The 23776-nt window shown below is 65.0% G+C and carries 12 protein-coding genes and 1 pseudogene; 9 read left to right on the top strand and 4 right to left on the bottom strand.

What is annotated here, in order from left to right; translation table 11 throughout:
* Nucleotides 1-13: 13 nt before the first annotated feature.
* Together soeB and CH339_RS10875 are read right to left on the bottom strand one after the other, a co-directional pair.
* Nucleotides 14-742, bottom strand: coding sequence for a sulfite dehydrogenase subunit SoeB (gene soeB, locus CH339_RS10880; protein WP_111434383.1), 729 nt, complete (start codon nt 740-742; stop codon nt 14-16).
* A 251-nt stretch (nt 743-993) separates the two neighbouring features.
* Nucleotides 994-3837, bottom strand: a pseudogene (locus CH339_RS10875) (molybdopterin oxidoreductase family protein); the annotation flags it as partial.
* A gap of 852 nt (nt 3838-4689) precedes the next feature.
* On the opposite strand from CH339_RS10875, the gene glgC reads away from it, so the two are divergent.
* The 6 genes from glgC to CH339_RS10845 all read left to right on the top strand — a co-directional run bounded on the left by glgC (nt 4690) and on the right by CH339_RS10845 (nt 14761).
* Nucleotides 4690-5958 carry a glucose-1-phosphate adenylyltransferase gene (gene glgC, locus CH339_RS10870; protein WP_111434382.1) on the top strand — a complete coding sequence of 423 codons (1269 nt, stop codon included), beginning with the start codon at nt 4690-4692 and terminating at the stop codon, nt 5956-5958.
* Between the two features lie 3 nt (nt 5959-5961).
* Nucleotides 5962-7407 (top strand): glycogen synthase GlgA, encoded by a 1446-nt coding sequence (gene glgA, locus CH339_RS10865; protein WP_111434381.1) that lies wholly within the window; start codon nt 5962-5964, stop codon nt 7405-7407.
* Nucleotides 7408-7505: 98 nt separating this feature from the next.
* Complete coding sequence (glgX, locus tag CH339_RS10860; protein ID WP_111434380.1) at nt 7506-9680, top strand: glycogen debranching protein GlgX; 2175 nt, start codon at nt 7506-7508, stop codon at nt 9678-9680.
* Entirely contained in the window at nt 9677-11824 is a 2148-nt protein-coding gene (gene malQ, locus CH339_RS10855) for a 4-alpha-glucanotransferase (RefSeq protein ID WP_111434379.1), read from the top strand. The genes glgX and malQ overlap by 4 nt, the downstream gene beginning before the upstream one ends.
* 246 nt (nt 11825-12070) lie before the next feature.
* The gene (locus tag CH339_RS10850; protein WP_111434378.1) at nt 12071-14119 is read left to right on the top strand and encodes a methyl-accepting chemotaxis protein; all 2049 of its coding nucleotides are present in this window, start codon (nt 12071-12073) and stop codon (nt 14117-14119) included.
* Nucleotides 14120-14287: 168 nt separating this feature from the next.
* Entirely contained in the window at nt 14288-14761 is a 474-nt protein-coding gene (locus CH339_RS10845; protein WP_170138490.1) for a GyrI-like domain-containing protein, read from the top strand.
* Nucleotides 14762-14789: 28 nt separating this feature from the next.
* Here the strand turns inward: CH339_RS10845 and glgB are convergent, their stop codons facing one another.
* Together glgB and CH339_RS10835 are read right to left on the bottom strand one after the other, a co-directional pair.
* The gene (gene glgB, locus CH339_RS10840) at nt 14790-17018 is read right to left on the bottom strand and encodes a 1,4-alpha-glucan branching protein GlgB (RefSeq protein WP_111434376.1); all 2229 of its coding nucleotides are present in this window, start codon (nt 17016-17018) and stop codon (nt 14790-14792) included.
* 12 nt (nt 17019-17030) lie between these two features.
* Nucleotides 17031-19469: a glycogen/starch/alpha-glucan phosphorylase gene (locus tag CH339_RS10835; RefSeq protein WP_111434375.1), complete on the bottom strand. Its 2439-nt coding sequence runs from the start codon at nt 19467-19469 to the stop codon at nt 17031-17033.
* 406 nt (nt 19470-19875) lie between these two features.
* Here CH339_RS10835 and CH339_RS10830 point away from each other — a divergent pair, with 406 nt between their 5' ends.
* The 3 genes from CH339_RS10830 (at nt 19876) to dsrA (ending at nt 23629) form a co-directional block, all read left to right on the top strand.
* Entirely contained in the window at nt 19876-20802 is a 927-nt protein-coding gene (locus CH339_RS10830; RefSeq protein WP_111434374.1) for a sulfite exporter TauE/SafE family protein, read from the top strand.
* Nucleotides 20803-21012: 210 nt separating this feature from the next.
* Nucleotides 21013-21942, top strand: coding sequence for a sulfite exporter TauE/SafE family protein (locus CH339_RS10825; RefSeq protein ID WP_111434373.1), 930 nt, complete (start codon nt 21013-21015; stop codon nt 21940-21942).
* A 391-nt stretch (nt 21943-22333) separates the two neighbouring features.
* A complete protein-coding gene (gene dsrA / locus CH339_RS10820; RefSeq protein WP_111434372.1) occupies nt 22334-23629 on the top strand; it encodes a dissimilatory-type sulfite reductase subunit alpha in 1296 nt (431 codons plus the stop codon).
* Nucleotides 23630-23776 lie beyond the last annotated feature (147 nt).

Genomic DNA, 23776 nt, shown 5'->3' with positions numbered 1-23776 from the left:
AAGCTCCTTCGGGCTACCAGGGCATGAACTCGTCCGAGGTCGGCTTGTCGAGTTCCGCTTTCGGCTGCTGTTCTTTCTTCAAGGGGTTATCGGCACGGGTCAGTTCGTCCTCGTGCAGGTGGATGCGGGTCTTGCGCCGCGGCAGGTAGCGGTTCGCCGGCTTGGTGCCCCATTCCGGCATCAGCTCGTAACCGCCGCGCTCGCGCACTGCCGTGGAGGCTTCCGAGTCCGGGTCGTGGACGTCGCCGAAGAGCCGGGCGCCGGTCGGGCAGGCAAGCACGCAGGCCGGCTTCCTCTGGGATTCCGGCAGGTTGGTGTCGTAGATGCGGTCGACACAGAGGGTGCACTTCTTCATCACCTTCTGTTCCTCGTCGATCTCGCGCGCACCATAGGGGCAGGCCCAGGCGCAGTACTTGCAGCCGATGCACTTGTCATAGTCGACAAGCACGATGCCGTCTTCCTTGCGCTTGTAGGAGGCCCCGGTCGGGCAGACGGGCACGCAAGGCGGATCCTCGCAATGCAGGCACGATTTCGGGAAATGCACGGTCTCCGTCATCGGGAAGGTGCCGACCTCGAAGGTCTGCACCCGGTTGAAGAAGGTGCCGCTCGGGTCGGCCTCATAGGGCCGTTGGTCGGTCATCGGCCCGGCCTGGCCGGCCGTGTTCCATTCCTTGCAGGAGGTCACGCAGGCGTGGCAGCCGACGCAGACATTGAGGTCGATGACCAGGGCAAGCTGGGTCATTTGGTGTCTCCTTCGGCTTCGAGCGACTTTTCTTCTGCCGGCGCGGCAGCCGGTGGCGGGGCCTCCTGTTTCGGCGGCTCTTCGTCAGGGGGCGCCGCCTTGGCGGCGGCTTCGGTCGCGGCCGCCACCTCTGCCGGTTCGGATATCGCGGCGGTCCCGTTGCCGGCCGCCGTTGCAGCGCCGGCCCCGATCACCGGTGCCGCCATCGGGGCCGGTTCCTCGCTCATCGCCTTTTTCGGAAACAGCTTCGACCACAGGCTCCGCGCGCGCATGCCCGGCACCGGCTTCATCGCCGGAAACTGCGGGAAGCTCTGCTTCGGCTCGTCGGCATCCGCCTTGCGAATGCGCACGCGCACGTCGTACCAGCCGGCCTGGCCGGTGATCGGGTCGGAGTTGGAGTGTATGTCGCCGGTCTCCGGATCCGCCGGCAGCTCCTCCGAGATCAGGTGGTTGAGCAGGAACCCCTTCTGGGATTCGTTGGCCTGCGGCGACAGGTTCCAGGCGCCGGACGCCTTGCCGATGGCGTTCCAGGTCCAGACCGTGCCGGGCTCCACCGATTCGGAGTAGCGGCACATGCAGCGCACCTTGCCCCACTGGGACTCCACCCAGATCCAGTCGCCGTCGGCGATGCCGAGGCCGGCCGCGACGGCCGAATTGACGTAGAGATAGTTGTGGGCGTGGATCTGGCGCAGCCAGGCGTTCTGGGAGTCCCAGGAGTGGTACATCGCCATCGGCCGCTGGGTGATGGCGTTGAGCGGGAAGCTCGCCGTGTCGGTCTGCTGCGCCTCCAGCGTCTCGTAATAGAAGGGCAGGGGATCGAAGAAGGTCTCGATCCGCTTCTTCAGCCGCTCCGGCGGCTGCCGGCCGTCGGTCTTGCCTTGCGCGGCCAGCCGGAAGCTCTGCAGCACCTCGGAATAAAGGTGGATGATCAAGGGGTCGGCGTAGCGGGTCAGCCGCATGCGCTGCGACCAGTCGAGATAGCCGCGGTTCCAGTTGCGCATGTACTGGTAGGAGCGCGGCAGCTCGTAATGGAAGACGCAGTTGTTGCGGGCGTACATCTCCCACTGCTTCGGGTTCGGCTCGCCGCGCATCGCCTTCTCGCCCGCCTTGCCGCGCCAGCCCGACAGGAAACCGATGCCGGAGCCCGGCTCGGTCTCGAAATTGACGATGAAGTCGGGATAGTTGCGGTATTTGCGCGTCCCGTCGGGGCGCACGAAGGCCGGCAGCTTCAGCCGCGAGCCGAGCTCGATGATGACCTCCTGGAACGGCTTGGAATTGCCGTGCGGCGGCACCACCGGAACGCGGATGGAATCGCACGGCCCGTCATATTCGGAGATCGGCCGGTCGAGCAGGCTCATCACGTCGTGGCGTTCCAGATAGGTCGTGTCCGGCAGCACCAGATCGGCGAAGTTGACGGTCTCGGAGTGGAACGCGTCGGCGACGATGATGAACGGGATCTTGTACTCGCCGTTCTCCTCCTTGTCGGTCAGCATCTGGCGCACGCCGACCGTGTTCATGGTCGAGTTCCAGGCCATGTTGGCCATGAACATGAACAGGGTATCGATCTTGTAGGGATCGCCCCGCCAGGCATTGGTGATGACGTTGTGCATCAGGCCGTGGGCGGCGAGCGGGTAGTCCCAGGAGAAAGCCTTGTCGATGCGCACCGGCGCACCCTCTTCGGTGACGAAGAGGTCGTCCGGATCGGCCGGCCAGCCGAGCGGCATGCCGTCGAGCGGCGTGTTCGGCTTGACCGCGAGGTCGGTGGTCGGCGTCTTCGGGCAGGGCGGGATCGGCCGCGGGAACGGCGCCTTGTGGCGGAAGCCGCCGGGCCGGTCGATGGTGCCGAGCAGCGTCATCAGGATCGACAGCGCCCGGATCGTCTGGAAGCCGTTGGAGTGGGCGGCAAGGCCGCGCATGGCGTGGAACGAGACCGGATTGCCGGTGACCGTGTCGTGGTCCTTGCCCCAGGCGTCGGTCCAGGAGATCGGCAATTCGATCTTCTGGTCACGGGCGACAACGCCCATCTCGTAGGCGAGCCGGCGGATGGTGTCGGCCGAAATGCCGGTGATATTGGCGGCCCATTCCGGGGTGTACTGCTCGACCCGCTCCAGCAAGAGCTGGAACGCCGGCTTGACCGGAGTGCCGTCCTTCAGTTCGAACTCGCCGAGCAGCCGCGGCTCGGCATCGTCGGCGTGGGTGATGACGGGTTCGTCCTTGTTGAGGTCCCACCACATGGTGTTGGGCGCATCGAAGCAGCCCTCCTCCACCTCGATGTCGGCGCGCACGAACTTGCCGTGTTCCTGCGAAGCCTCGTCGAGGTTCACCAGTTGCGGCGCGTTGGTATAGCGCCACAGGAAGTCGCGGTCGTAGAGCCCGACCTTGATGATCTCGCGGATGAGGGCAAGGAACAGCGCACCGTCCGTGCCCGGCTTGATCGGCACCCATTCGTCGGCGATCGCCGCATAGCCGGAGCGCACCGGGTTGATCGCGATGAACCGCCCGCCATTGCGCTTGAACTTGGAGATCTCGGTCTTCAACGGATTGGAATGGTGGTCCTCCGCCGTGCCGATCATGACGAAGAGCTTGGAGCGCTCCAGATCCGGGCCGCCGAACTCCCAGAACGAGCCGCCGATGGTGTAGATCATGCCGGCGGCCATGTTGACCGAGCAGAAGCCGCCATGGGCGGCGTAGTTCGGCGTGCCGAACTGCTTGGCAAAGAGGCCGGTCAGCGCCTGCATCTGGTCGCGGCCGGTGAACATGGCGAATTTTTTCGGGTCGGTCGCGCGCAGGTGCCCGAGCCGCTTCTCCAGGATGTCGAAGGCCTCGTCCCAGGAGATCGGCACGAACTTGCCGGCGCCGCGCTCGCTCCCCGGCGCCCGCTTCAAGGGTTCGGAGAGCCGCGCCGGCGAATACTGCTTCATGATGCCGGAGGCGCCCTTGGCGCAGATCACGCCCTTGTTGAGCGGATGGTCGGGGTTGCCCTCGATGTAGCGGACCTTCCCCTCCTTCACCGTCACGCGGATGCCGCACCGGCAGGCGCACATGTAACAGGTCGTGTTGACGACCCGCTGGCCGCTGCGGTCCTCGCCTTTGATCGGCTCGCCGTCCTTGAACCTCGTTGCCACTCAGCAACCCTCCCTTGGTCCCTCGGCCGCCGCAACGGGTGCGTTGCCGGCTGCCGTGCCGCTCCGCGCCGGCCGTGCGGCCGGGTCGGGCATTGTTGTGGAGGAAATGCCGCGGCGGACCGGCGGACGATCACGGACGCCGGAACGCACGGCTCCAAAGGGCCGGCGCGCGGGGCGTGCCGAGGCGCTTCCTCACATTCTTTGCGGATAATTTAATACATACTAATATTTACATGCAAACCGCGAGTTCCTCTGTCTTGTTTTTATTTCCTCGGCCCGCATGTCGGCCCCCATCGGCGCGTCCATGTGCTGCACGGCACAATGGGAGGGACCTTGCGAGTGTGCGTCACTTGCGCACGCTGTCAAGCCGACCGCCCGATCTTTTTCCTAAAGTCCCGATTCCAAACGCGATTCGGATCGGCGCGCGGCGCGCGTTGATGAGCAAACAATTACGAAAATCGGAACATGGGCCAACCCCGGGGCCGGTTGCGGACAGGGGCGCCCGATGCCCGTCGGCGGCCCCGCGGGCGCTCGGCTGCTGCGCCGCAAACGTGTTGAAAATGCCACATTCGCCCGCCGATTAGCGTATGAAAGGGAAAGGTTTTGTCGAACTGCACGTTGTGAAAAACGATTCAACCGCAGCGACAGGCCGTTCGCGGGCAGGTGGAAACCTGTAGATGGCATATGGTTTTGCAAATTGCATTCAACGTCATCTCTGCGAAATAATGGATTGAATAGCTTCTGCAGCGCACCGAAACGTGCGACGACGAAATCCAGCAGCCGACCGGAATTCAACGGTCTGGAGCAATCGGGGTCCGGAAAATGCCCACCAATTTTTTGACGCAACGGCGCCTTGCACGGCACACCATGGCGATTGTGCTGGCCGGCGGCAGAGGCAGTCGCCTGAAGGAGTTGACGGAGACCCGGGCCAAGCCCGCGGTCTATTTCGGCGGCAAGAGCCGGATCATCGACTTTGCCCTGTCCAACGCCCTCAATTCCGGCATCCGCAAGATCGGTGTTGCGACGCAGTACAAGGCCCATAGCCTGATCCGCCACCTGCAGCGCGGCTGGAACTTCTTCCGCGCCGAGCGCAACGAGATCTTCGACATCCTGCCCGCCTCCCAGCGCGTCGAGGAGGGCAAGTGGTACGCCGGCACCGCCGATGCCGTGGCCCAGAACATCGACATCCTGGAGGGCTACGAGGCCGACTACATCGTCATCCTGGCCGGCGACCACATCTACAAGATGGACTACGAGCTGATGCTCGAGCAGCACGTGGAATCCAATGCCGACGTCACCGTCGGCTGCATCGAGGTGCCGCGCGAGGAGGCCACCGGCTTCGGCGTCATGAAGGTCGACACCACCGGCCGCATCATCGACTTCGTCGAAAAGCCCGCCGACCCGCCGCCGATGCCGGACGACCCGGACAGGGCGCTCGCCTCCATGGGCATCTACGTCTTCGACCGGAAATATCTGTTCGAGCGGCTGCTCGAGGACACCGAGAACGCCGAATCCACCCACGATTTCGGCAAGGACATCATTCCCGACATCGTCCGCAACGGCAAAGCCGTCGCCCACCGCTTCACCACCTCATGCGTGCGCAAGAGCACCGACGAGGAGGCCTACTGGCGCGATGTCGGCACGGTCGATGCCTTCTGGCAGGCCAATGTCGATCTCACCGACTTCACCCCGTCCCTCGACCTCTACGACACCGACTGGCCGATCTGGACCTACGCGGAGATCGTGCCGCCGGCGAAGTTCATCCACGACGAGGAGAGCCGGCGCGGCGCGGCGACCTCGTCGCTGGTTTCCGGAGGCTGCATCATTTCCGGTGCCGGCATCGACAAGTCGTTGCTTTTCACCGGCGTTCATGCCCATTCCTACAGCCAGATGGAACACGTGGTGGCGCTGCCCTATGTTACCATCAACCGCAAAGCTCGCCTGAAACAGGTCGTCATCGATCGTGGCGTGACCATTCCCCCCGGCCTGGTGGTTGGCGAGGATCCGAAGGAGGACGCCCGCCGCTTCCGCCGCACCGAGAAGGGCACCTGTCTGATCACGCAGAAGATGATCGACCGCCTGGAGATGTAATCCTTGCGCATATTATTTACGGCATCCGAATGCTTTCCGCTGATCAAGACCGGGGGGCTGGCCGATGTCGTCGGTTCCCTGCCGCCGGTCCTCACGGGCCAGGGCTGCGATGTCCGCATTCTCATTCCCGGCTACCGGGAGGTCATGGCCAAGGTCGCCAACCCGCGCACCGTGGCCACCATAGAGGACCTGTTCGGCAGCGAGGCGACGATCCGCCGGGCCGACGTCGGCGCGCTGTCGCTGCTGCTGCTCGACGCGCCGCACCTGTTCGACCGCCCGGGCGGCCCCTACACCGACGACGACAAGAAGGACTGGCCCGACAACCATCGGCGCTTCGCGGCGCTGTCCATGGCCGCGGCAATGATCGCCCGCGACGGCGTCGACGACTGGCACCCGGACATCGTCCACGCCCATGACTGGCAGGCCGGCCTCGTGCCGCTCTACATCAAGCGCCTCGGAGCGGACAGGCCGAAGACGGTCTTCACCATCCACAACATCGCCTACCAGGGAAACCTGCCGCCGTCCGTGCTGACGGAGCTGACGCTCGATTCGACAGAGTTCACCTCCGACCGGCTGGAATACTGGGGCAATATCAGCCTCCTGAAGGCCGGCATCCTCGATGCCGACAAGGTGACCACGGTCAGCCCGACCTACGCCCGCGAGATCAGGACGCCGCAGTTCGGCTTCGGCATGGAGGGGGTTCTGAACGCCCGTTCGGCCGACCTTTCCGGCATCCTCAACGGCATCGACGAGACCGTCTGGGATCCCCAGGCCGACGGACAGATCGCCGCCACCTACAAGCGCACCCAGTTGAAGCGGCGGGCCGAAAACCGCCATGCGGTGCAGGACGCCCTCGGCCTGGAACGCGATCCGGACGCCATGCTGATTGCGGTCATCAGCCGGCTGGTGCACCAGAAGGGCCTCGATATCCTGCTGGAAACCGTGCCGCAGATCGTTGCCCGCGGCGGCCAGCTCGCGCTGCTCGGCTCCGGCGATCCCGGTCTGGAAGCCGGCTACCGCGATGCCGCCCTGCAGTATCCCGGCCGCGTCGGCGTACGCATCGGCTATGACGAGGAGCTGTCGCACCTGATCTACGCCGGCGCCGACGTCATGGCGATCCCGTCGCGCTTCGAGCCCTGCGGCCTGACCCAGCTCTATGCCCTGCGCTATGGCGCGGTGCCGCTGGTCGCCCGCACCGGCGGCCTTGAGGATACCGTGATCGACGCCAATCCCGCGGCGATGTCCGCGCGCACGGCGACCGGCTTCGTATTCTCGCCGATCACCGCCGGCGAACTCGGCTTTGCCCTGGAGCGGGCCTTCGACTTGTTTGCGGACAAACCCTCCTGGCACATGGTACAACGCCGTGGAATGGCTCAGGAAGTCGGCTGGTCGCTCTCCGCAAAGAGCTATATGGCGCTCTACAAGGGGTTGCTCGACACCGCGTCCTGACCTTCCGCCGCATTTCGCGGCGCCTCCCGATTCCGTACCGCCAGGGGCCGATTGCCGGCAGCCCGGGACATTGAGAACGAAAAGGTCTCTCCGGTCGTATGAAACCTCCCGCGCACGACCTCGATTTTTCCGTCTCCGCCGGCCACCCCGATCCGCTCGGGGCGACCTGGGATGGGGAAGGCACCAATTTCGCCCTGTTTTCCGCCAACGCCACCCGCGTCGAGCTGTGCCTGTTCTCGCCCCAGACCGGGCGCGAGGTGGCCCGCATCGAAATGCCGGAATACACCAACGAGGTCTGGCACGCCTACCTCACCGGCATCCGGCCGGGCGCCCTCTACGGCTACCGCGTGCACGGTCCCTTCGAGCCGGAGGCCGGCCACCGCTTCAACCCCAACAAGCTCCTCATCGACCCCTATGCCAAGGCACTGTCGGGTCGCTTTTCCTGGAGCGATGCGCTGATGGGCTACCGCGCCGGCTCCGGCCGCGAGGACCTGTCCTTCGACCGCCGCGACAGCGCCTTCGCGGTGCCGAAATCCGTCGTCGTCGACCCGTCCTTCGTCTGGGGCGACGACCGCGCGCCGGAAACGCCGTGGCAGGACACGATCATCTACGAGGCCAACGTCAAGGGCGTCACCATGCAGCGCTCCGACGTGCCGCAGACCGAGCGCGGCCGCTTCCTCGGCCTCGTCGCCCCGGCCATGCTCGACCACCTCGTCAAGCTCGGCGTCACCGCGGTGGAACTGCTCCCGGTCCATGCCTTCGTCGACGAGCGCTTCCTCGTCGAACGCGACCTCGTCAACTACTGGGGCTACAACTCCATCGGCTATTTCGCCCCCGACCCGCGCTACCTGGCCGGGCCCGGCGTCGCCGAGTTCCAGCACATGGTCCGGCGCTTCCATTCCGCCGGCATCGAGGTCATCCTCGACGTCGTCTACAACCACACGGCGGAGGGCAACCAGCTCGGGCCGACGCTCTCCTTCCGTGGCATCGACAATGTCAGCTACTACCGGCTGTCGTCGGAAAACCGGCGCTTCTATACCGACTACACCGGCTGCGGCAACACGCTCGACACGCTGCATCCGCGGGTCATCCAGTTGGTGGTCGATTCCCTGCGCTACTGGGTCGAGACCATGCATGTGGACGGGTTCCGCTTCGATCTCGGCGCCGTCCTCGGCCGCACAAGGCACGGCTTCGACCAGGAATCGCCGCTGATGAGCGCGATGCGCCAGGATCCGGTGCTGTCCCGGACCAAGATGATCGTCGAGCCCTGGGACACCGGCCATGGCGGCTACCAGCTCGGCGGCTTTCCGCCGGGCTTCAGCGAATGGAACGACCGCTACCGCGACACCGTGCGCCGGTTCTGGCGCGGCGATGGCGGCGTGACGCCGGAATTCGCCGCGCGCCTGCTCGGGTCCGCCGAGATGTTCGACAAGCGCGGCCGCCGGCCCAGCGCCTCGATCAATTTCATCACCGCCCATGACGGCTTCACGCTCGCCGACACGGTCAGCTACACCGCCAAGCGCAACGAGGCCAATGGCGAGGACAACCGCGACGGCCACAGCGCCAATTTCAGCTTCAACTGCGGCGTCGAGGGCAGGACCGACAAGCCGGAGGTGCTGGCCCGGCGCTGCCGGCAGATGCGCAATCTCGTCACCACCATGGTGCTGAGCCAGGGAACGCCGATGCTGCTTGCCGGCGACGAGGTCGCCAACGGCCAGCTCGGCAACAACAACGCCTATTGCCAGGACAACGAGATCGGCTGGGTCGACTGGCCGCTGGAGGGCGAGGAGGACCGCTGTAACCAGCAGCGCTTCGTCGCCAACCTGCTGCGCTTCCGCCGCGAGCACAAGGTGCTGCGCCAGACCCGCTTCCTGCATGGCGGGAAACGCGAAGACGGCGAGGTCGACGTGCACTGGCTGGCGCCGGAGGGCGGCGAGCCGGACAACGGCCACTGGGGCGATTCCAACTGGCGCTGTATCGGTCTTCTGCTGCGCGTTGCCGCCGATGCGCCCGAATACGAGGCCGACGACGACGCCCTCTTCATCATCTTCAACGCCGGCTCGTCCGAGACGGCCTTCACCATCCCCGACGCCCGCGAGAACCATCTCTGGCACGAGGTGTTTTCCAGCGCCACGGCCGATGGCACGCCCGATATCGTCCACATCGTCATGGGCGGCATGGAGATCCCCGTCGAGGGCCAGTCGGTGCTGATCTTCCGCGAGGAATCGAAGCGATGGCCGCCCTTCAACAACGGCCCCAAGGATGACGCATGAGCGGGTTTGCCGAGCGCCTCGACCGTCTTGCCGACATGCTCGGGATCGAACGCCACGTCTATGACAGCATCGGTGCCGAGCACGTCGCGCCCGACGAGTCGCTGCGGGCGATCGTCGCCGCCATGGGCTATGCGGCCGACACCGAGGCCGATCTCGATGCCGCCCTCGATGCCGTCACCGCCATCCGCACGGCCCGCCTCATTCCCGAGACATGGTGCGTCAACGAGGGAAGCTGGCTGTGCTTTCCGGTCCGTGCCGAGCGCGGCGCCTATCGCCGCACCATCGTCCTTGAGGACGGGCAAAAGCTGGCGACGGACGGCCTCCTGGAGAACCTCCACCCCTATCACGGCGAGGCGGTGCCGTCCCGCGCGCTGCTCGTCACCGAACCGGTGCCGGTCGGCATCCACCGCGTGATCGTGGAGACCGGCGAACGGCGCGAGGAGGCAACGCTCATCGTCGCCCCGGCGCGGGCCTTCGGCGTTACCGATGCGACCGGCGGTCCGGACCGGCTGTGGGGCCTGATGGCGCCGCTCTACGGCCTCGTCTCGGACCGCAATTTCGGCGTCGGCGACTACGAGGACCTTGGCCGGCTGTCGGAGATCGCCGCCGGCCTCGGCGCCGATTTCGTCGGCGTCAATCCGGTCCACGCCCTCTTCCCGGAAGAGCCGGAGGCCGCCAGCCCCTATTCTCCGTCGAGCCGGCTGTTCCTCAACGTCATGCAGATCGCGCCCGACAAGGTGCCCGAATTTGTCGCAAGCGAGGCCGCCCGGCGCTTTGCCTCGGACAAGGCCGGCGCGCTCGCCGCGGACCGCACCAAGGCCTATGTCGACTACAACCGGGTCGCCGGCATCAAGTTGCCGATCTTCGAGCAGCTCTTCTCCACCTTCCTGGAAGCCGCCGATCCGGATCGGATCGCCGCGTTCGATGCCTTCCGCGCCGCCCGCGGCAGCCGGCTGCGCAAGCATGCCCTGTTCGATGCCCTCAGCCGCCATTTCGCCGTGATCGGCTGCCAGAAGGGCTGGATGCACTGGCCGCGCGCCTATCGCGATCCGGGCACCGCCGCGGTCGCCGACTTCGAGCACGATTTCGAACGCGACGTCACCTTCTTTGAGTACCTGCAGTGGATCGCCGACGAGCAGCTCGGCGCCGCCGCCTCCCGCGCCGATGCCGCCGGCATGGCCCTCGGGCTCTATCTCGACCTTGCCGTCGGCGTCACCGAGGGCTCGGCCGACTGCTGGACCTCGCCCGGCGACTACGCCAGGGGCGTCTCGCTCGGCGCGCCGCCCGACGCCTTTTCCGCCGACGGCCAGTGCTGGGGCCTGTTGCCGCTCAATGTCGGCGAATTGCGGCGGCGCCATTTCCGCCCGTTCATCGAGATCCTGCGCTCCGTCATGCGTCATGCCGGCGTCATCCGCATCGACCACATCCTCGGCCTTGCCCGCTGCTTCTGGGTGCCGCACGGCCTGCCGGGAGCCTATGTGCGCTATCCGCTGCACGACCTCCTGGCCATCATCGCGGTGGAATCCCACCGCGCCGGTACGGTCGTCATCGGCGAGGACCTCGGCAATATCCCCGACGGCCTGCACGAGGCACTGACCGGCCGCGGCATCCTCGGCTGCCGCGCCGCCTATTTCGAGCGCCAGGCCAATGGCGACTACCTCAGTCCGCGCGACTATCCGCGCGACGTGCTCGCCTCGATCGGTACCCACGACCTGCCGCCGCTGCGCGGCTTCTGGGAGGGCTGCGATCTCGCCTGGCGGTTCGACATCGCCGACATCTCCGAGGACGAGGAAAAGGCTGAGATCGCCGGCCGCGTCGCCGACCGCCATGCGCTCTGCCGCCTCGTCGGTCACGACGTCGATTTCGACGTCGATCCGATCGAGGACCCCTGCGCCTTCGGCGTGGTGTCCGCCGGCCTTACCGCGCAACTGGCCGAAAGCCCGGCGAGCCTCGTCGCCCTTGAGAGCGAGAACGTGCTCGGCCTCACCGAGCGCACCAACATGCCGGGAACGACCGACGAGCACCCCAACTGGTGCCGCCGCCTGCCGCTCGATATCGAGGGCCTGGCCGGCAGGGCCGGCGTGCAGAATGCCGCCAAAGCCATGAACGCCGTACGCGGCCGGCCGGAAAAGTCAGACGATTAACTTGATTGGGCCGGCTTTTTTGCTTGCCGGGGGGGCGGCAAGGCGCGCGCCGAACAGGTTGAGTCTTGCAAAAACCTAAATACTACGGCGAAAAATGTACGTCGTTTATATCATAGATAGAAATCAATATTTTAGATAGACAATACCGCCACGCGCAGATTGTCGCGTTGGTTTCCGTTCTTTTCCAAATTTTAACAAAGCGCGTCCACTTTGGCACAACATTCCGTTTATTGAAGGCAATCCGCGATGGTCCGGTCTTTGAGTGCGCGCATCATCCTTGGTGTGGTGTTTCTGCTATTTGTGGTTTCGGCGACGAATTTCGCCATCGGTCTTTATGTCGGCGACAGCATCATCGACGGTTCGTCGAAGCTCGTCGACGTCATGCAGAAGGGGATCGAGGACAAGGAAACCGCCCTGGAACAATCCGTCCACCAGGGGCTGACCCTCGAGACCGAGCGCCTTGGCGCCCTGCAGGAAACCGACCGTCTGCGCAGCACCATGAAGACCGAGAAGGAGGAGAGCTTCCTGCACGGCAAGCGCTCGGGCCTGTCGGCCACCGTGGTGACCATGATCCGCGCCTCGATGATGTCGGGCGAGGCGTCCGCCACCACCGACCTGATCGACACCCTGACCGAAGATCCGAACCTTGCCTCCATCTCCCTGTGGCGCACCAACGGCGTCATGGCCTTGAGCGACAACGCCACCATCGACGCGGTCAACGAGATGATGGGCGACGAGGTCTTCAAGCGCCGCGACGCGGCGACGGCGGACACTATCGAGGGTCCGCGCGCCGAGGCGCTGCAGAAGGCCGTCGCCGATCCGGACGGCGACGTCACGCTGGAAACCGAGATGGACATCGACGGCACCGAGACGCCGGTGATCTATTCCTACCACGTCCTCAAGAACACCGAGGAATGCCAGGGCTGCCACACGGACGTGACGAGCCCGCGCGGCGTTCTCGAGATCGCCATTTCCCGTGCCGACCTTCTCGCCCTTCAGCAGAACGCGGAAAAGGAAATCGCCGCCCTTCAGGCCAGCCAGGCGGCCGAGGCCGAACAGCTCCGCAGTGCGGCCGAGAGCCGGGTCGAGAAGATGAAGGCGGACGTCGCCGCGCTCGCCGCGCTGGTCGGCGAAAGACGCACGGAATTGAACACGCTGCACGGCGAGTCCCGCTGGCTGCTGATCATCGTCACGGCCGTGGTGCTGGTCGTCGCCGTCGTCTTCATGACGATCGCCCTGCGCCGCACCCTGTCGGTGCCGCTCACCCGCATGACCGAGGCGATGCGCAAGCTGTCCGGCGGCGAGCTGGACACCACCATCCCGGCCCGCCACCGCAAGGACGAGATCGGCCAGATGGCCGGCGCGGTACAGGTCTTCAAGGAAAGCATGATCACTTCGGCCGAGCTCGGCGAAGCCCAGGCCAAGGAAGAGGAGCGCAAGGAAGAGCGCCGCGTCCTGATGGAAGAACTGACGCTGGAATTCGAACAGCGCGTCTCCGGTGTCATGAAGGCGGTGCAGGAGGCGGCCGGCAGCATGGCGACGCTGTCATCGGATCTCACCGATACCGCCGACCGCACCAATCACCGCGCCGCCGACGTCACCCGCTCGGTGGAGAACGTCTCCTCGAACATCGAGACGGTGGCCGCGGCGACCAACGAGCTCTCCTCCTCGATCCAGGAAATCAGTGCGCAGGTCGCCCAGTCGAGCACCGAGGCCCGCGCGGTTGCCGGCGATGCCGACGCCGCCAACAGCCGGGTGCGGAGCCTTGCCGATTCCGCCGAGCGCATCGGCGAGGTGGTCACCCTGATCCAGGGCATCGCCGAACAGACCAACCTCCTGGCCCTCAACGCCACCATTGAGGCGGCCCGGGCCGGCGAGGCCGGCAAGGGCTTTGCGGTCGTCGCCGCCGAGGTCAAGGAACTGGCCACCCAGACGGCGCGCGCCACCGAGGACATCGCCGACCAGGTCAACACCATCCAGGGCGCCACCCAGGAGACCGTCCACGCCATCCAGGGCATTGCCGAAAAGATCGCCAAGATGAGCGAATCGAGCTCGGCGATCGCGGCGGCCGTGGAAGAGCAGGGCGCGGCCACCTCCGACATCTCGCGCAGCGTCAACCAGACCTCCGAAGCGACACACGAGGTCACCGAGACGATCTCCGAGGTCTCCAAGGCCACCGGCGAGACCGGCCATGCGGCGGACACGGTGTCCAAGGCCGTCGTCAACCTGAAGGCCCAGTCCGAACAGCTCAACGAGCACGTCTCGGCCTTCTTGATGAACATCAAGGCCGTCTGACCGGCTTTCATCGCCACGGCAATACCGAACACACGGCGCCGCCGGTCCTGAATAGGGCCGGCGGCTTCTTCGTTTTCAGAAGCGAATGAGGCGCATCGGCCGTTTCTCTGGCATCATGGCACCACATGCCAACGGCGTATGGGTGGATCGAGGGCAGGGAGAGGAACGATGAAGTTCGAAATGACCGAGGTGTCGGAGCGCCCCTATCTCTATGTGGAGCGCACCACCGGCATGGACCCGGAAGAAATCGGTGCGGCGATGGGCGCGGCCTTCGGCGAGGTCGCGGCGTTCCTGCAGGAACACGACATTGCGCCGACCTGTCCGCCGCTCTCGGCCTATTACGACTTCGATCCGGAGAAGCTCACCTTCCGCGCAGGTTTCCCGGTCGCCGAAACCGATCTGGAAAGGGCGGCCGGCACCATTGAGGCCGGCACGCTGCCGGCAGGCCGGGTGATGACGTTCACCCATGTCGGACCCTATGCGCGCCTGCGCGACTCCTATGCGGAGCTGATGGCCCATATGGCGGAAAACGGACTGGAGTTCGCCGGCCCGGCCTGGGAGAGCTATGTCGACGATCCGGCAAAGGTGCCCGAGGACGAGCTGCGCACCGTTGTCTACGTGATGGTCGCCGGGCCGGAGTAGCCGACGGCCGGCTTGCCGCGACGGAAAATCAGGCGTCCAGCTCGAAGACGACGGTGGAGAGCGGCGGCACGGTGATCAGGGCCGAATAGGGCCGGTCGTGCCAGCCGACGGAGCCGTCGGCCTCAACGGCGCCCTGGTTGCCCATGCCCGAGCCGCCATAGTCCGCAGCGTCCGTGTTCATGATCTCGCGCCAGCGGCCGGGCTGGGGCAGGCCGAGCCGGTAGTTCTCGCGCGGCACCGGCGTGAAGTTGCTGACCACGGCGACCGGCCGGTCGCCGCTATTGCCGAGCCTGAGATAGGCAAAGATCGATTCCGCATCGGCATTGGCTTCCAGCCATTCGAAGCCGCCCGGCTCGCAGTCCCGCACATGCAGCGTCGGGTGCTCCCGGTACATCCGGTTGAGGTCGCGCACCAGGCTCTGCATGCCGCGGTGCGGCGCACCGTCGAGCAGGTGCCAGTCCAGCGACTCGTTGTGGTTCCACTCCGCCCATTGCGCGAACTCGCCGCCCATGAACAGCAGCTTCTTGCCGGGCTGCGTCCACATGAAGCCGAAATAGGCCCTGAGATTGGCGAATTTCTGCCAGTCGTCGCCGGGCATCCGGCCGATCAGAGAGCCCTTGCCATGGACCACCTCGTCATGGCTGAGCGGCAGGACGAAATTCTCCGAATAGGCATACATCATGCCGAAGGTCATCTGGTTGTGGTGGAACCGGCGATGGATCGGCTCGTGGCCCATATAGGCCAGCGTGTCGTTCATCCAGCCCATGTTCCACTTGAAGCCGAAGCCGAGGCCGCCGCTGTCGGTCGGCCGCGATACGCCGGTCCAGGAGGTGGACTCCTCGGCCACCGTCATGATGCCCGGGTTGCGGCCGTAGGCGACCGCGTTCATCCGCTTCAGGAAGTCGATCGCTTCCAGGTTATGGTTGCCGCCATAGATGTTTGGCAGCCACTCGCCCTCCTTGCGCGAATAGTCCAGATAGAGCATGGAGGCGACGGCATCGACCCGGAGCCCGTCGATGTGGAACTGCTCCAGCCAGTAGAGCGCATTGGCGATCAGGAAGTTCGAGACCTCCGGCCGGCCGTAATTGTAGATCAGCGTGTTCCAGTCCGGATGGAAGCCGCGCCGCGGGTCCATGTGGTCGTAGAGATGGGTGCCGTCGAACTGGTTGAGCCCGTGTGCATCGGCCGGGAAGTGGCCCGGCACCCAGTCGAGGATCAGGCCGAGCCCGGCATCGTGGCAGGTATCGACGAAGGCCTGGAAGTCCTCAAGCGTGCCGAAACGGCTGGTCGGCGCGTAGAGCCCGACCGGCTGGTAGCCCCAGGAGCCGTCGAACGGAAACTCGCTGACCGGCAACAGTTCCAGATGGGTGAAGCCCATGTCCTTGGCATAGGGAATCAGCGTGTCGGCGAGTTCGCGATAGGTCAGGAACCGCGATTCCGGCCCGGCCTTGCGCCAGGAGCCGAGATGTACCTCGTAGATCGAGATCGGCGCGGTCACGCTGTTGCGGGCCTGGCGGCTTTCCAGCCATTCCGCGTCGTCCCAGACCTTGGTGCCGACCTCGCGTACGATCGAGGCGGTGTAGGGCGGGTGTTCGGCGCCGAAGCCGACGGGATCCGCCTTCAGCGGCAGGATCGAGCCGCCCGGCCCCTTGATCTCGAATTTGTAGGTGGTACCGGCGCCGATGCCCGGCACGAAGATCTCGTAGATGCCGCTGCGGCCGCGCTGGCGCATCATGTGCCGGCGGCCGTCCCAGTAGTTGAAGTCGCCGACCACGGAGACCCGGCGCGCGTTCGGCGCCCACACGGCAAAGACCGTGCCCCACACCCCCTCATGCACCGTCGGATGGGCGCCGAGGCGCTCATAGAGCTTGTGGTGGTTGCCTTCGGAGAACAGGTACTCGTCCATCTCGCCGATCACCGGCGGGAAGCGGTAGGGGTCCTCGATCTCCTCGCGCCAGTCGCCCCAGGTCACCGCCAGGCGATAGGGGAACCATTCGGTGCGGCCCGGCACCGGGCCGGCGAAGATGCCAGCGCCATGCGCCTTGTCGAGGTCGCAGACCTCCTCGCCGCTCGCCGCGTCGACGACGGTGACGGCATCGGCATCGGGCAGGTAGGCCCGCATGACAAGCGTGCCGTTCTCATCGTGCAGGCCGAGCACGGCAAAGGGGTCGGCGAGATCGGCCGACAGGAGTGCGGCGATCTCGCCCACGGTGATTGCGCTCTGCGGACCGGGTCCGGGCGCCGTATTCAGGGTCATATCGATACTGCTCTAGCTTCCTACGGGAACGTTCCACATGTCCCGTGCGTAGCCGCGAATGGAACGATCGGACGAAAACCATCCGACATTCGCAGTGTTGAGAATGGACCGGCGGGTCCAGTCGTCGGCATTGCGGAAGGCGCCGTCGATAACCCGCTGGGCATCAAAGTAGGCCGCGAAATCGACCGTGACGAGGAAATAGTCGTCATAGCGCAGCTTGTCGGTGACGGCATGGAACCGGCCGCGATCGTCCGGCGAGAAGTCGCCCCGTTCGATCATCTGCACGGCTTGCGACAGCTCCGGGTTGTTGTTGACGATTTCGTTGGAGTTGAAGCCGGTCTTGCGGATATCGGCAACGCCCTCGGCGGTCAGGCCGAAGATGAAGATGTTGTCCTCGCCGACCCGCTCGCCGATCTCCACATTGGCGCCGTCGAGCGTGCCGACGGTGAGCGCGCCGTTGAGGGCGAACTTCATGTTGCCGGTGCCGGACGCTTCCATGCCGGCGGTCGAGATCTGCTCCGACAGGTCGGCCGCCGGGATGATGATTTCGGCCGACGAGACGTTGTAGTTCGGCATGTAGACGACCTTCAGGAGATTGCCGATCTCCGGGTCGTTGTTGACGACAGCGGCGACGTCGTTGATCAGCTTGATGATCATCTTGGCCATGAAATAGCCGGGCGCCGCCTTGCCGGCGAAGATCTTGACGCGCGGCGTCCACTCCCCGTTCGGGTCGGCCTTGATGGCGTTGTAGCGGGCGATCGTCTCCAGGATGTTGAGGAGCTGGCGCTTGTACTCGTGGATGCGCTTGATGTGCACGTCAAACATGGCGTGCGGATCGACCGAGATGCCGCAGCGCTTCTTGATCTCCTCGGCAAGCCGCACCTTGTTGGCGAGCTTGGCTTCGGCGAAGCGCTCCCGGAAATTGGCGTTTTCGGCCAGCGGCAGTGCCGCCTCGATATATTCCAGGTCGCCGACCCAGCGCTCGCCGATGGATTCGATAAGCAGGTCGCGCAGGCCCGGATTGCACTGGTAGAGCCAGCGCCGCGGCGTGATGCCGTTGGTCTGGTTGACGATGCGCTCCGGATAGAGCGCGTGCAGGTCGGAGAACACCGTCTTCTTCATCAGGTCGGTATGCAGCGCCGAGACGCCGTTGACCCGGTGGCTGCCGATGAAGGCGAGATTGCCCATCCGCACCCCGCCATAGTCGTCGATGACCTTGGTGGAGCCGAAGGAGATGTCGGTGCGGTGGTTCTCCAGGTATTTGCGGTGCTGGTGGTCGATCCACTCGATGAGCTGCATGTGCCGCGGCAGGACGTGGCGCATCATGTCGACGGGCCAGCGCTCCAGCGCCTCCGGCATCAGCGTGTGGTTGGTGTAGCACAGCGTCCGGTTGGTGATGTCGAACGCCTTTTCCAGCGGCAGGTCGTGCTCGTCGACGAGCCGGCGCAAAAGCTCCGGCACGGCGATCGCCGGATGGGTGTCGTTGAGCTGGATCGCGGCGTGGTCGGGCAGGCTCTCCACGTCGCCATGGAACATCAGGTGCCGGATCAGGATGTCTTCCAGCGAAGCGGCGGTGAAGAAGTATTCCTGCTTCAGCCGCAGCTCCTTGCCCTCTTGGGTGGTGTCGTCGGGATAGAGGATGCGCGAGATGGTTTCGGCAAGCACCGCATGGCGGGCGGCGGACAGGTAGTCGCCGCGATTGAACTTGTCGAGGTCGAACATCTTGATCGGGTTGGCCGCCCACAGGCGCAGCGTGTTGACGTTGGCGGCCTGCCAGCCGGCAATCGGGGTGTCGAAGGGCGAGGCGATGACCCGGTCGGCCGGGCGCCAGATGGCGCGGCCGTTCTGGTCGGTCTCCACATGGCCGCCGAAATTGATGGTGTGGCGCACTTCGGAGCGCTCGAATTCCCAGACATGGCCGGAAACCAGCCAGTCCTCGGCCTCTTCGACCTGCCAGCCATTGTCGATGCGCTGGCGGAACAGGCCGTGCTCGTAGCGGATGCCGTAGCCGAAGGCGGAGATGCCGAGGCTCGACATGGAATCGAGAAAGCAGGCGGCAAGCCGGCCGAGGCCGCCATTGCCGAGCGCGGCGTCGGCTTCGCACTGGATCACCGCCTCATAGTCGACGCCGAGCCGTTCCATCGCCTCGTGGCAGGTCTCGTCCATGCCGAGATTGGACACCGCGTCGCGCAGCAGCCGGCCGATGAGGAATTCCATCGACAGGTAGTAGACGCGCTTCGGCCGGTGCGCCCGCCGGTTGCGCATGCCGGTGTGCCAGTAGTCGACCACATGGTCGCGCACGGCCAGCGACAGTGCCGCGTTCCAGTGGCTGAGATCGGCCCGGTCGGGGTCCTTGCCGACGGTGTAGATCAGACGGTCGACGATCCGCTGCTGCAGATCGGCGGCGGCGCCGGAAGCGGACTCAAAAGGTTCCAGTCCGGAAAGCGTCATCTATGGAAATCCTTCGCGCGGATGTTGAGGGGCGGCCAATGTGCCCTGGCCCGCCGTCTCGGGAATAGTGACGGGCGCCTCCGTATTCCTTCTTACAGACAAGCATAGGAAAACGAAAGCGCATGACAAGGTGGTGTCAGGCGGGGGTGGGCGGCTTGGGAGGCGAAAAGCCCATACCCCGGTACCTCTTTGATAACGCGGGGCAGTCCGAATTGTTGCATCGCAATATTGCCCTTGGGATTTTTGCCAGGACGCAATCGGCGTCGCCGTATCCCGAAAAAACTTCTACTTTATGACATTTTCATATTAGCATGTGTATAACAGGTATTGACAGGAGGCATGATATTGGGTTTGACCTGCTATTCGTTGCGGGCCGCATCTCAACTCTAGACTGGCGAGTATCCTCGTGCAGCTTTATCTTCCGATTGCTGAGATCCCGGTCAATGTCTTTCTGATTTTCGGTATGGGCGCCGCCGTCGGGTTTCTCTCCGGCATGTTCGGCGTCGGTGGCGGCTTTTTGATGACGCCGCTGCTCATTTTTACCGGCATCCCGCCCGCCGTTGCGGTCGCCACCGAGGCAAACCAGATCGTCGCCTCGTCCTTTTCCGGCGCGCTCGTCCATTACCGACGAGGCACCGTCGACATCAGGCTCGGGGTCATGTTGCTGCTCGGCGGCTTCATAGGCGCCGGCTTCGGCGTCTGGCTGTTCAAGATCCTGCGCGAGCTCGGCCAGCTCGACCTCATCATTTCGCTCTGCTACGTCATCTTCCTCGGCGTCATCGGCAGCCTGATGATGGTCGAAAGCCTGATGGCGATGCGCCGGGCGAGCCGCAGCGGGCGCTCGGACGTGCGCCGCCCCGGCCAGCACAACTGGATCCACAAGCTGCCCTTCAAGGTGCGCTTCAAGCGCTCCAAGCTTTATCTTTCCGCCATTCCCGTGCTGGTGCTCGGTGCCCTTGTCGGCATTCTGGCCTCCATCATGGGCGTCGGCGGCGGCTTCATCATGGTGCCGGCGATGATCTACCTCTTGCGGGTGCCGACCAACATCGTCATCGGCACCTCGCTGTTCCAGATCGTCTTCGTCACCGCCTTCACCACGATCACCCAGGCCACCGCCAACATGACGGTCGACGTGGTGCTGGCGCTGATTCTCATGATCGGCGGCGTCATCGGTGCCCAGTTCGGCGCCGAGGTCGGCCAGAAGCTGCGCGGCGAGCAGTTGCGCGCCCTGCTCGGCGGCCTCGTGCTCGCCGTCTGCCTGCGCCTTGCCTACAACCTGGTGATCACGCCGGAAGAATTCTATTCCGTTGGCGAGATGATCGGCGGCCATTAAAGCGCTTTGGACCCGGCGCCGGTAAAGTTTCCTGTCGCGGCGAAAACATAAGGCGGAAGTTTACGTTAGGGCGATTTCGAATATTCGCGGAGGTCTTCAGCCTATTGACATCTGCGACAATTCTGTCTTTGACGTAGCAACCGGCGCCGACCGCTTCTTTCCCACCCGGCCGACGCGCTCCGCCAACCCGACAGTTCCGCGAGCGTTTTCGTGCAGCTCTATCTTCCGATCGCCGAACTGCCGGTGAACATCTTCCTGCTTCTCGGCATGGGGGCGGCCGTCGGATTCCTGTCCGGCATGTTCGGGGTCGGCGGCGGCTTCCTGATGACGCCGCTCCTGATCTTCATCGGCATTCCGCCGGGCGTCGCGGTCGCCACCGGCGCCAACCAGATCATCGCCTCCTCGGTCTCCGGCGCGCTCGTCCATTACCGACGAGGCACCGTCGACATCAGGCTCGGGGTGATGCTGCTGCTCGGCGGTTTCGTCGGCGCCGGCTTCGGCGTCTGGCTGTTCAAGCTGCTGCGTGAGCTCGGTCAGCTCGACCTGATCATTTCGCTCTGCTACGTGGTGTTTCTGGGCATCATCGGCGGCCTGATGATGGTCGAGGCGCTGATCGCCATCCGCCGCTCGGCGAAGGACCACGCGGCCGCCGACCGGCGCCGGCCCGGCCACCACAACTGGGTCCACAGGCTGCCCTTCAAGATGCGCTTCAAGCGCTCCAAGCTCTACCTGTCCGTCATCCCGGTGCTGGTGCTCGGCGGCCTCGTCGGCGTGCTCGCCTCCATCATGGGCGTCGGCGGCGGCTTCATCATGGTGCCGGCGATGATCTACCTGTTGCGCGTGCCGACCAACATCGTCATCGGCACCTCGCTGTTCCAGATCGTCTTCGTCACCGGCTTCACCACCATCAGCCAGTCGGCCGCCAACCAGACCGTCGACGTGGTGCTGGCGCTGATCCTGATGGTCGGCGGGGTCATCGGCGCCCAGTTCGGCGCCCAGGTCGGGGCGAAGCTGCGCGGCGAGCAGTTGCGTGCCCTGCTCGGGGCACTGGTGCTCGCAGTCTGCCTGCGGCTGGCCTTCAACCTGGTGATCACGCCCGAACAGCTCTACTCCGTCGGCCGCATGATCGGCGCCGGCTGAGGGCCGCGCCGGGCGCGCCATGCCGCACTCGGCCACGCCGGAAAAATGCCCGCCGGACGGGAGGGAACGGACGCTGCGCACGCAGCCCGTTTGTGTGCGGCGCAGCACAATTGTTGCGCCTGCGAAGGTATATAATCCCCGGAAACTTGCCACTTTTAATGTCGATATAAATCATATTAGTTCTTGCTGATATGATAACATCGCTATATGATGACTTTCTGCCGAGAGGGAACGGTATCAGCACACGGGGGCTCCCGGTGCGCATCTCGCGGCAACCGGGAGTGAGCGCCGATCGACTGGTCGGTCACTGTTATTGAACGCGGCGAATGTCGAAAAGAGGCGGTGAACGCCCCGACGCGACCGCGGAGCCACAAGGAGAGGGTGAGAACTCATGGCGAATTCGAATGGCGGAGACGCGCGCGACCATCACGCCACGCCGATGCTCGACGAGCTGGAAACCGGCCCCTGGCCCAGCTTCATCACCGGCCTGAAGCGGCTGCGTGATTCCTCCGAAAAGCAATATGCGCCGATGGTCAACGACCTGCTCGGCCAGCTTGAGCACTCCTACGAGAACCGCCTCGGCTACTGGAAGGGCGGCACCGTGTCGGTCTTCGGCTATGGCGGCGGCATCATCCCGCGCTTTTCCGAGGTCGCCGACAAGTTCCCGGCCTCCAAGGAATTCCACACCCTGCGCGTCCAGCCGCCGGCGGGCTACCATTACACCACCGATATCCTGCGCCAGATGTGCGACATCTGGGAGCGCCACGGCTCCGGCCTCATCGCCTTCCACGGCCAGTCCGGCGACATCATGTTCCAGGGCTGCTCCACGGAGAACACCCAGAAGGCGTTCGACGAGCTCAACGAGATCGGCTTCGACCTCGGCGGCGCCGGCCCGGCGCTGCGCACTTCCATGAGCTGCGTCGGCCATGCCCGCTGCGAGATGTCCTGCTACGACGAGGTCAAGGCGCACCGCGAGGTCATCAACGAGTTCCTCGACGAGATGCACCGCCCGGCGCTGCCCTACAAGTTCAAGTTCAAGTTTTCCGGTTGCCCGAACGATTGCGTCAACGCCATCCACCGCGCCGACTTCGCGGTCATCGGCACCTGGCGCGACGACATGAAGGTCAACCAGGAAGAGGTCAAGAAATACGTCGCCGAGGTCGGCCGCAAATACGCCATCGACCATGTCGTTGCGATGTGCCCGACCCGCGCCCTCAGCCTCAATGACGACGACACGCTGGACGTCGACAACAAGTCCTGCGTGCGCTGCATGCACTGCCTCAACGTCATGACCAAGGCGCTGTCGCCGGGCGACGACAAGGGCGTTTCGATCCTCATCGGCGGCAAGCGCGCCCTCAAGATCGGCGACCTCATGGGCATCATGATCAAGCCGTTCATGAAGCTTGAGACCGAAGAGGACTATGAGGAACTGAAGGAGTTCGCCGGCGAGGTGATCGACTTCTTCGCCGAGAACGCGCTGGAACACGAGCGCATCGGCGAGACCATCGACCGCATCGGCCTGCCGACCTTCCTTGAGGCGCTCGGCGTCGATCCGGACCCGAACATGGTCAAGCACCCGCGGACGTCCTGCTTCGTGCGCACCGACGACTTCACCGAGGAAGCGGAGAAGTGGTACGCGCGCAAGGGCCGCAAGGCGGACGACGACGCCACGGTCGCCGCCGAATAGCGGCGGGCGACGCGGCAAGATCCCTCAAAAAAGCGTGGCCCGGCGACGTCGGCACCGGTTTCTCGACAGGGCCGCGCTCCAGAAAAGTCTAAGACCGGGAATGCGCGCGACCGGCACCCGCATTCCGATCTGGGGAGATGACGACAG

This window comes from Rhodobium orientis (assembly GCF_003258835.1).
Lineage (GTDB): Bacteria > Pseudomonadota > Alphaproteobacteria > Rhizobiales > Rhodobiaceae > Rhodobium > Rhodobium orientis.
This window is presented reverse-complemented; position numbering and strand designations above follow the sequence as displayed.

What these genes read in the sequence shown, in the direction of transcription:
- soeB (WP_111434383.1), bottom strand. Translation starts at nt 742, where the DNA reads ATGACCCAGCTTGCCCTGGTCATCGACCTCAATGTCTGCGTCGGCTGC.
- glgC (WP_111434382.1), top strand. Translation starts at nt 4,690, where the DNA reads ATGCCCACCAATTTTTTGACGCAACGGCGCCTTGCACGGCACACCATG.
- glgX (WP_111434380.1), top strand. Translation starts at nt 7,506, where the DNA reads ATGAAACCTCCCGCGCACGACCTCGATTTTTCCGTCTCCGCCGGCCAC.
- malQ (WP_111434379.1), top strand. Translation starts at nt 9,677, where the DNA reads ATGAGCGGGTTTGCCGAGCGCCTCGACCGTCTTGCCGACATGCTCGGG.
- CH339_RS10850 (WP_111434378.1), top strand. Translation starts at nt 12,071, where the DNA reads ATGGTCCGGTCTTTGAGTGCGCGCATCATCCTTGGTGTGGTGTTTCTG.
- CH339_RS10845 (WP_170138490.1), top strand. Translation starts at nt 14,288, where the DNA reads ATGAAGTTCGAAATGACCGAGGTGTCGGAGCGCCCCTATCTCTATGTG.
- glgB (WP_111434376.1), bottom strand. Translation starts at nt 17,018, where the DNA reads ATGACCCTGAATACGGCGCCCGGACCCGGTCCGCAGAGCGCAATCACC.
- CH339_RS10835 (WP_111434375.1), bottom strand. Translation starts at nt 19,469, where the DNA reads ATGACGCTTTCCGGACTGGAACCTTTTGAGTCCGCTTCCGGCGCCGCC.
- dsrA (WP_111434372.1), top strand. Translation starts at nt 22,334, where the DNA reads ATGGCGAATTCGAATGGCGGAGACGCGCGCGACCATCACGCCACGCCG.